General features: G+C 63.0%; 10 protein-coding genes. 5 read left to right on the forward strand and 5 right to left on the reverse strand.

The window, feature by feature from the left end; genetic code table 11:
- The first annotated feature begins 9 nt into the window (after positions 1–9).
- Positions 10–1,242 (forward strand): hypothetical protein, encoded by a 1,233-nt coding sequence (locus CVO77_RS12420; protein ID WP_105999335.1) that lies wholly within the window; start codon positions 10–12, stop codon positions 1,240–1,242.
- On the opposite strand, the gene CVO77_RS12425 is transcribed toward CVO77_RS12420, so the two are convergent.
- The 5 genes from CVO77_RS12425 to CVO77_RS12440 all read right to left on the reverse strand — a co-directional run bounded on the left by CVO77_RS12425 (position 1,243) and on the right by CVO77_RS12440 (position 4,964).
- Positions 1,243–2,517 carry a hypothetical protein gene (locus CVO77_RS12425; RefSeq protein WP_105999336.1) on the reverse strand — a complete coding sequence of 425 codons (1,275 nt, stop codon included), beginning with the start codon at positions 2,515–2,517 and terminating at the stop codon, positions 1,243–1,245. It lies immediately after the preceding gene.
- Positions 2,518–2,603: 86 nt separating this feature from the next.
- The gene (locus CVO77_RS21295) at positions 2,604–3,443 is read right to left on the reverse strand and encodes a JAB domain-containing protein (RefSeq protein ID WP_158258060.1); all 840 of its coding nucleotides are present in this window, start codon (positions 3,441–3,443) and stop codon (positions 2,604–2,606) included.
- 92 nt (positions 3,444–3,535) lie between these two features.
- Positions 3,536–4,105, reverse strand: a complete 570-nt coding sequence (locus CVO77_RS21300) for a hypothetical protein (protein WP_158258061.1) — start codon at positions 4,103–4,105, stop codon at positions 3,536–3,538.
- On the reverse strand, positions 4,054–4,386 hold the full coding sequence (locus CVO77_RS12435) for a hypothetical protein (RefSeq protein ID WP_105999338.1): 333 nt from the start codon (positions 4,384–4,386) through the stop codon (positions 4,054–4,056). Before CVO77_RS12435 ends, CVO77_RS21300 begins: the two co-directional genes overlap by 52 nt.
- Before the next feature lie 59 nt (positions 4,387–4,445).
- Positions 4,446–4,964: a helix-turn-helix transcriptional regulator gene (locus CVO77_RS12440; RefSeq protein WP_105999339.1), complete on the reverse strand. Its 519-nt coding sequence runs from the start codon at positions 4,962–4,964 to the stop codon at positions 4,446–4,448.
- 218 nt (positions 4,965–5,182) lie between these two features.
- Here CVO77_RS12440 and trbB point away from each other — a divergent pair, with 218 nt between their 5' ends.
- From trbB to trbE, 4 genes are read left to right on the forward strand one after another with little or no spacing between them, the layout of a single operon-like run.
- A complete protein-coding gene (trbB, locus tag CVO77_RS12445; protein ID WP_105999340.1) occupies positions 5,183–6,163 on the forward strand; it encodes a P-type conjugative transfer ATPase TrbB in 981 nt (326 codons plus the stop codon).
- A complete protein-coding gene (locus CVO77_RS12450) occupies positions 6,160–6,483 on the forward strand; it encodes a TrbC/VirB2 family type IV secretion system protein (protein ID WP_105999341.1) in 324 nt (107 codons plus the stop codon). The genes trbB and CVO77_RS12450 overlap by 4 nt, the downstream gene beginning before the upstream one ends.
- On the forward strand, positions 6,483–6,752 hold the full coding sequence (locus CVO77_RS12455; protein WP_105999342.1) for a VirB3 family type IV secretion system protein: 270 nt from the start codon (positions 6,483–6,485) through the stop codon (positions 6,750–6,752). Before CVO77_RS12450 ends, CVO77_RS12455 begins: the two co-directional genes overlap by 1 nt.
- A complete protein-coding gene (trbE, locus tag CVO77_RS12460; RefSeq protein ID WP_105999343.1) occupies positions 6,749–9,193 on the forward strand; it encodes a conjugal transfer protein TrbE in 2,445 nt (814 codons plus the stop codon). Before CVO77_RS12455 ends, trbE begins: the two co-directional genes overlap by 4 nt.
- Positions 9,194–9,195 lie beyond the last annotated feature (2 nt).

Here is a 9,195-nt window from a genome sequence, read left to right on the forward strand (position 1 = left end):
GTTTGACCCATGTCCTACCTTGATCCGACCACCTGGCGCGCGTTTACCACAGAAGAGATGAGCGCCTATCTGGCTGAGCTGGGATCAAAAAAGGGCGCGAAGAAGCGCGGCGGTCGCAAGGGCGGCAACAGGCCTGTCCTTGTGCTTCAAAAGACGATTTCGCCCTTTGATGCCTACACTTATCTCCACGCGCGATTTGGTGCGCCGAACGGCCTTCAGACTTTCCTGGCGCGAAACGATTCCGACAATCTCTTCCACTGGGATTATTATCTCAAGGCTGGCGACGCGATCCTGCAGTTCATCGGTGCAACCGAAGAAGTGCATGTCTGGTTCGAAGGCAGATTCTCCGATGCCGATTGCCTGACTTTCATCGCAAACATGCGAGCCGATTTCGGCCGTGTCAGCCAAGAAAAGGGGAGGTTCGCGTCCTCGCTCGAAAAATGGAACATCTTCCCGAACCAGTACCTCGCCATCGCGAACCGCTGTGCAGAGCTCTATGACACGATATGTGAGGCCCTGCCGAAGATCGAAAAGAAGATGGTGGCAGACAATCTCGCTACCCAGAATCTGGCTCGGGAAAAGAGCAACAGATCCCATGGCAAGCTGATGGCCGCAATTACCACCGCCCCGACCGAGCTTTCGGTCCTGATACCCGTCATGTTCGAATCTTTCATCGGCCTGATCGTCGCCGGTTTCATCCGGCCGGAGATCAAGCGCGACCAGGCGGCCTTCACGGCATTTGTCCGGCTCCCTCTCAATCAGAAGCTCGAGCGCCTGGCGGACAATTGCCGCGGGTTTGCACGGCCGATCGAGCAGAACAATCCTGTCTTCGGTCGATACTGGTCCGTGGTGAACCGGAGGAATGACCTCCTGCACGGCAATTTGGACCCTGTTCGCGACGCGCTGGAAGTGGTGTATTTTCATGGGAAGCGCCCGCTCTACAAATCGGGCGGCGACCGAATCCGTCAGCTTTGGCTGCGGCTAATCGACCAATATAATCCCAAGGGCGTCGTCGATGATTATCTCGCGATGCATGCCTTCATCATCGAAATTATGGATCATCTGACCCCTGCCAACCGCAATACCGTGGGACATATCATGGAAGACTCGCAGCCAGGCTGGGACAATAAGCGCAAAATTTACGGGATACTCTTCCCCGAGGCGGTCTCTACTTCGGTATTCGGCGAGCTCCGATATGATTGGCAGCTACAGCCTCCTGTCAGGCCAAAGCGGGCAGTCTGATTAATCGGAGGCTGGCGGAAGCGCGCTGTCGATGAACGCAATTCGTCTGTCGATAAGCCGGCGTTGCTCCTCAAGCTGATTTCGGTTTCCCGATAGCTTGATGTACGACAGCAGCGCCTTGTGATCGGCGAGATCCTGCCCTTCGAATATCCAGTGATTAATGTGCCGCGAAAGCAGCATTCGCAGAAACTGACATTGGTGGTGGAGATCATCGCCGGCGCCACCGGCATGAACATAGTCGTTCCGAAGCCGCGCGATATGTTCGAGCTTCCACCTGGACAATGTCGGATCGCCTTCAGCAAACAGGGCTCGGTCGAGCACCTTTTCGTTCGATCCCCCCTTCGCATCGGCCTCAACATAAAGCTGCTCCAGCGCCGACCAGTAGCGGAGGAGTCGGTGACTGCTGTCACGCGAGGCGAAGCCGTCCTGCAACAGCATCGTCGCGCGAACGAGGACGTCGCGAAAAGGATGGTTTGCAAGTGCGACCAAGGCCCGGCGCACATAGGGAATTATCTCGAGAACGCGTGACATCCTTAGGGGATGCCGGTTCCAGCTTTCCTCGTCATAATCGGGATTGTACCAAATGCGGTCGTCGCCCCGGAAAGATCGACGCTCGAAAACAAACTGGTTCGGGCCCAGCCACAATCCTCCCTCGGTCCAGTTTCTCCCGCCCCATTCATAATAGCGACCCCACGTCTCGTAGAGGTTGGCTAGCCCGAGAACGAGTTGAAGGGCGTCCATCATCCGATCGACGGCCCGCTGTTCTTCGCGCTCGTCACAGGAGAGGATGATGTGGCCGAACTGCTCGGGCCTCCTCGGGTAAATCCTGCCGACGCCGCTCAGGAGATACTCTTCAACCCGGAGCCAAGGCGGGAGGCTCGCGGCACTCCGTATGCTGACGCCGTCCCACTCGAGCCGAAATCCGGGCGTATGGAACATATTCTGCGCTCGGAACTTGGTCCACATTGTGAATTTGCGTCGGGGAACGGCCAAGGCGACGCGATGGATCGCGCCTGCGTGTTCGATCATGGCGTCAGCTGTTAGTGGTCCGGCACGGCGACATCGAATTAACGCCTTTCTGAACAATTGGACTGCTTCCGATCGACTAATCGAAGGCGCTACCGAAAAGGCATCGGGGAGAATCTCATAGAGTTCCTGGAAGTCGTGCCTCGTATAGCTCAGCCCCTGTTCGGAGAGTTCGGTATGTTCCTCGAAGTCCCGGAACAGCGCGGCCAATGCGCGGTCGGGTACGAGCTTGCGGCGGGTGATTGGCATAGAGAACATTCCCGGCGACGCGGTCGCCTGTTATCAGATGGTTGCGGCCGCCGAGGTCTAATCACTAATCGCAGCATCGCGAGCAATTATTCGGATGCTTCGCTGAAATAGGCGTGCAAGCGATGTGCGGTGTCCGGCCGCAGCCGGACGAAGCTGCGGCGAGCGTCCATTAGATCGGGCGTTCGATCGACGAGGCCCGCATCGCAAAGCTTCTGGACGAGGCGGAGGGCGCTGCTCATCGGAATCGTCGAGGTCACGCAAAGATCGCTGGTCGATAGCGGCTTGCCTTCTCCCTCATGGATGAAGAGATCGATGAGCATCTCCCAAGCGGGTTCGCCGAACAGCTCCTCGGCGCCGATCAGCTGGCGCCGCAATATGCGGCGGCGCATCGTCGCGCGCGCATTGTCGACGGCATCGCGAACCTGGGCCGACCCATTCCCGGAAGAGCGCAGCGTGAACGACATATCTTTTGTCGGCCGGCCCGAGACGCAATCGCGGTTGGCGATGTGATGGGTGGAAGCCGAGGTGACGACGATATGGTCAAATATCTCGACGTCGAGCGCCCGGCCGATCTGATCGAGCTTGCGGGTGACCGCGATATCCTCTTCGCTCGGGCGCGCATCGCCGCTCGGATGATTGTGGATGAGAATGATCGCAGCGGCATTGAGTTCGAGCGCGCGCCGGAAGATCGTCCGCGGATAGATAGCAAGCTGCGCAAGTGTTCCATGCTGGAGTTGCTCGTCGGCGAGGAGCCGCCGGCCCCGGTCGAGAAACAGGATGCGCAGGACCTCGATCGGGAGCGAGCCCATCGACGTGATCAGATATTGACGCAGCATCGGGTCGAAGGGGTCGATCACCTTGGCACGAAGGTCGCCCCGCATGCCCTCGACCATCATGTCGCGCGCGCCGATCAGGAGCGTCACCACTGCCGAATCCGCCCCGAGAATGCGGCCGAGGGCTTCGGGCGATTGCGACCAGATGCGGCCTAGGCTGTGGAATTCTCGGAGCAGTTGCTCGGCTAGGGCGTCGCTTCGGTACGGATCGATGGCGGCGATGAGCCGAGCCAGGACCGATCGCTGCCGTGCAAGGCCAGCCTCCGCTGATGCTGCCAGGTTGCCGCAACCAGCAGCGGCGGGAGAAGCCAGGATGCAGCGACCTGCATCGTCAGATAAGCCACCGGATGAAGCCCGATATCGATCGCGCGCGTCGTGTGAGCAAGGAGCGGCAGGCATTGCAGCACCGCCGCGATCATCGGCCAGAAGCGATAGGCCGTCAGCGCAACCGCCATCGTCGCAGCCGCCGCTGCGAGGTCGATCATCAGATGCCCTGTGTCGACTGCCAGAAATTCCACCGGCACGAACAGGTGGAGCGCCTGATCGGCGAGCGCCATGAGGATCAAGATCGCAGCCACTGCCCGCTCCGGACCGCCGCCCTTCCTCAGGGCATAGGCCAGGGCCAGCAGCAACAATGTCACGAAGATTGCGATCCGTAGCATCGCGATCACAGACCATGCTGATGGGCCCCGGTCAATGTCGCTCAGCGCACGATGGCGAGCTTTGCGGGCGCGCCCGCCGCAATCGCCGGGCATTCATGGAGGTCGAGGCCTGCGGTCTCGCGGCCGATTTCGACGAGATCACCATGGACGCGAAGGATATCGCCGCTCACGCCGACGAGTGCCATTTGGGCTCTGGCTATCCGGTGGACGGTCGCATGGCCTTTTGTCGCCGGAACACCGGGAATGGCCCCGCGCGCGGTCACGACCTCGGTCATCAGCGACGCCATGGCGATGATGGCGCTATCCACGCGCGCTTCGGCTTCGGGGACCGCCAGCTGCAGGCGCTCGGCGGTCAGGGTGAATTGATCAGGCATAGCTTCTCCTTTCCGGGGCGCATGAACTCCCGGTTCTTTGCTTCGACAAAAGGAAGGGATCAGCCGGAGATCAGCCGCGTCAGCGAATGGCCGATCGCGAGACCCGCGATGATCATGAGCAGCGTTGCGATCAGCATTGCCATGATGATCGCGACACGGGTCGATGGTCGATAGTCGCGCCTCCAAAAAATCCCGAACGGCGGGCTGCTGCCCGATGGCCCCGCCTTTGCCGCTGACCTGTCATGCAGTTTCAGGACATCGGCCGGGTTTCCGTCTGGGAAATCGGATGGCACCAATTCGGGGCGCGGCGGTAGTATGACCGGATCACATGGTATCCGATCATAGGTCGACCGGAGCCGTGCGTAGAGAATCGCCGTCTCGTCGCGATTGGCCGCGCCAAGGACATCGCGCGCGGTCGTGAGCCTCAAATCAACGGCCTGCTTCGAGATATTGAGACGCCGCGCGATCTGCTTCGATGTTTGCCGCTCGAGCAGCAAATCGAGACAAGCGCGCTGCTTGTCGGTCAGGCGCGCCCAGCGCGCCGCCTCGTCCGATGGGTACGACCCCGAATCAGTCATCCTTACACTGTTGTCAAAAATGCGCCGAGCACAAGCTACGCGATCCGATTCGCGGTTGCTTGCCCGATGTTACGTGCGCGCCGCCTACGCCACGCCCTGTCTTTCTATCCCATTGTACGACGACACGAAAAGCTTGTTGAACTGCCGGCTTTTCTGCGTCTCTTACTCGTCCCCGTCGAGCCGGGCATGTCCGCCCGGCCCTGAAAACGGGGTCCCCGATGGGCACAGAACCGAACCGGCTGGAGGCACGTCATCGCAGCGCGCGCATGCTGCGCACGGCGCTCGGCGATGCGATCGCCGAATGGCTCGCCGATCCCCAGATCATCGAAATCATGCTCAATCCCGACGGCCGGTTGTGGGTCGATCGGCTGGGCGAGGGCATCGCGGACAGCGGTCAGATCATGACCGCTGCGGACGGCGAGCGGATCATCCGGCTCGTCGCCCATCATGTCGGCGCCGAAGTCCATGCCGCCGCCCCGCGCGTCTCGGCCGAGCTGCCCGAGGGCGGTGAGCGCTTCGAAGGCGTGCTGCCGCCAGTCGTGACGGCGCCGACCTTCGCCATCCGCAAACCCGCGATCGCGGTCTTCTCGCTCGAAGACTATGTCGCGACCGGCATCATGCTTGCCGACGAGGCGGAGGTTCTGCGCGCCGCTGTTCGCGATCGCCTCAATATCCTTGTCGCGGGCGGGACCGGCACTGGGAAGACGACGCTCACCAACGCGCTGCTCGCCGAGATCGCCGGGAGCAGCGATCGCATCGTCCTGATCGAAGACACGCGCGAACTGCAATGCGCTGCCCCCAATCTCGTCGCGATGCGCACCAAGGACGGGGTCGCTACGCTCTCCGATCTTGTCCGCTCGTCCTTGCGGCTGCGCCCCGACCGCATCCCGATCGGCGAGGTGCGCGGTGCCGAGGCGCTCGACCTGCTCAAGGCCTGGGGCACCGGCCATCCGGGCGGCGTCGGCACGATCCACGCAGGCAGCGCGCTCGGCGCGCTCCGCCGCATGGAGCAGTTGATCCAGGAGGCGGTGGTCACCGTCCCGCGCGCCTTGCTCGCCGAGACGATCGATCTTGTGGCGGTGCTCGTCCGCGACGGCACCGGCCGCCGCCTGTCCGAACTCACGCGCGTCGACGGACTCGATCCGGCGACCGGCGAATACCGCCTCATTCCCTCTGTTCCCGCTGGAGACCTGTCATGAAACTTGCCCGTCCCAATCGCGCATTGTTGGGCGCTGCCGCCTTCGCCATCGCCTTCACCCTCTCGGCGCCGGCTCACGCCGGCGGCTCGTCGATGCCCTGGGAGGCGCCGCTCCAGTCGATCCTCGAGAGCATTGAAGGGCCCGTCGCCAAGATCGTCGCGGTGATTATCATCATCGTCACCGGCCTCAGCCTTGCTTTCGGCGACACGTCGGGCGGCTTCCGCCGGCTCGTGCAGATCGTTTTCGGCCTGTCGATCGCCTTCGCCGCGTCGAGCTTCTTCCTGTCCTTCTTTTCCTTCGGCGGCGGGGCGCTCGTCTGATGAGCCGCGACGGCGAGGTGCCGGGTTTCTTCGCTCCGGTCCATCGGGCGCTGGCCGAACCGATCCTGCTCGGCGGCGCGCCGCGCAGCCTCGCGATCGTCAATGGCACGCTCGCCGGTGCGATCGGCCTGGGCCTTCGGCTCTGGCTCGCCGGTCTCGCCATCTGGGCGATCGGCCATGCCCTCTCGGTCTGGGCCGCGCGCCACGACCCGCAGTTCGTCGACGTCGCCCGGCGTCATCTCAAATATCCCGTCTGGATGCAGCCATGATGAACCTCTCCGAATATCGTACCAAATCCGCTTCACTCGCCGATTTCCTGCCCTGGGTGGCCCTGGTCGCCGAGGGGATCGTCCTCAACAAGGATGGCTCGTTCCAGCGCACCGCGCGCTTCCGCGGCCCAGATCTCGACAGCGCGACGCCCGCCGAGCTCGTCGCGGTGACCGCACGGCTCAACAGTACGCTGCGCCGGCTGGGTTCGGGATGGGCGGTGTTCGTCGAAGCGCAGCGCGTGCCCGCGCTGTCCTATCCCGTGTCGGACTTTCCCGATGTGGTGTCCGAACTGGTCGATGTCGAACGCCGCGAGCAATTCCGCGAGGAAGGCGCGCATTTCGAGAGCTTCTATTATCTCACTCTCCTGTGGATGCCGCCCGCGGAGGAAGCCGCGCGCGCCGAGGCCTGGCTCTATGAAGGCCGCTCGAAGACCGGCGTCGACCCCAAGGAATTGCTGAAAAGCTTTATCGACCGCACCGGGCGCATGCTCCACCTCATCGAAGGCTTCATGCCCGAGGCCGAATGGCTGGGTGACGGCGACACGCTGACCTATCTCCACAGCTGCATCTCGACCAAGGTCCAGCGCGTCCGCGTCCCCGAGACCCCCGCCTATCTCGACGCGCTTCTCGCCGACGAGGCGCTGGTCGGCGGCCTCGAGCCGCGGCTCGGCGACCATCATCTGCGCACGCTCACCATCACCGGCTTTCCGAGCGTCACCTTTCCCGGCCTCCTCGACGAACTCAATCGCCAGGCCTTCGCCTATCGCTGGTCGTCCCGCGCGATCATGATCGACAAGACCGATGCGACCAAGCTGCTCACCAAGATAAGGCGGCAATGGTTCGCCAAGCGCAAGTCGATCGCGGCGATCCTCAAGGAGGTGATGACCAACGAGGCGTCGGTTCTCATGGACAGCGACGCCTCGAACAAGGCGGCCGACGCCGACATGGCGCTCCAGGAACTTGGCGCCGACGAGGCGGGTATCGCCTATGTCACCGCGACCATCACCGTCTGGGATCGCGATCCGGCGCTCGCGGCCGAGAAGCTCAGGCTCGTCGAGAAAATCGTCCAGAGCCGCGACTTCACCTGCACGGTCGAAGGCGTCAACGCGCTCGAGGCCTGGTTCGGGAGCCTCCCCGGCCATGTCTATGCCAATGTCCGCCAGCCCCCGGTCTCCACCCTCAATCTCGCCCACCTCATTCCCCTGTCGGCGGTGTGGGCGGGGGCGGAACGGGACGAGCATTTCGGTGATGCCCCCTTGCTTTACGGCAAGACCGAAGGCTCGACCCCGTTCCGCCTCTCTCTTCATATCGGCGACGTCGGCCATATGCTGGTCGTCGGGCCGACCGGCGCCGGCAAGTCGGTCTTGCTCGCGCTGATGGCGCTCCAGTTTCGCCGCTACGAAGCCAGCCAGATTTTCGCCTTCGATTATGGCGGCTCGATCCGCGCCGCGGCGATCGCGATGGGCGGCGACTGGCAGGATCTCGGCGGCGCGCTGCACGATGCCGGCAGCGCCGGATCGGTTGCCCTGCAGCCGCTTGCGCGCATCGACGAAGCGGCCGAACGCGCCTGGGCAGCCGAATGGCTCGCCGCCCTGCTCGCGGGCGAAGGCGTCGATGTCGATCCCGCCGCCAAGGAGCATCTCTGGTCGGCGCTGAATTCGCTGGCAAGCGCGCCTTTGTCGGAACGAACGCTGACCGGTCTCGCCGTCCTGCTCCAGTCGCAGGAATTGAAGCTCGCGCTCGCGCCCTATCTGGTCGGCGGCCCCTGGGGCCGGCTGCTCGATGCCGAGGCCGAGCATCTTGGGACGGCGCGCGTGCAGGCGCTCGAAACCGAGGGGCTGGTCGGCGCATCCTCCGCGCCGTCGGTTCTGGCCTATTTGTTTCACCGCATCGAAGGCCGGCTCGACGGCTCGCCGACCCTGATCATCATCGACGAGGGCTGGCTTGTCCTCGACAGCCCCGCTTTCGCGGCGCAACTGCGCGAATGGCTGAAAACGCTCCGCAAGAAGAATGCGAGCGTGATCTTCGCCACGCAGAGCCTTGCCGACATAGAAGGCTCGCGCATCGCGCCGGCGATCGTCGAAAGCTGCCCGACACGCATTTTCCTGCCCAATGAACGCGCCGCCGAACCGCAGATTGCGCGCATCTACGAACGCTTCGGGCTCAACGATCGCCAGATCGAGATACTGAGCCGGGCGACCCCGAAGCGCGACTATTATTGCCAGTCGCGGCGCGGCAATCGACTGTTCGAACTCGGCCTTGGCGATGTGGCGCTCGCCTTTACCGCCGCCTCCTCGAGAACCGACCAGATCAAGATCGGCGAGCTGGTCGAGACGCGCGGCCATGCCGATTTCGCCGAATTCTGGCTCCGCCACCGCGGACTCTACTGGGCCGCCGATCTCCTCGCCAATCTCGAAACCCCCGACCACTTGAAGGAGTGAAT

The organism is Sphingopyxis lindanitolerans (genome assembly GCF_002993885.1).
Taxonomy (GTDB): Bacteria; Pseudomonadota; Alphaproteobacteria; order Sphingomonadales; family Sphingomonadaceae; genus Sphingopyxis; species Sphingopyxis lindanitolerans.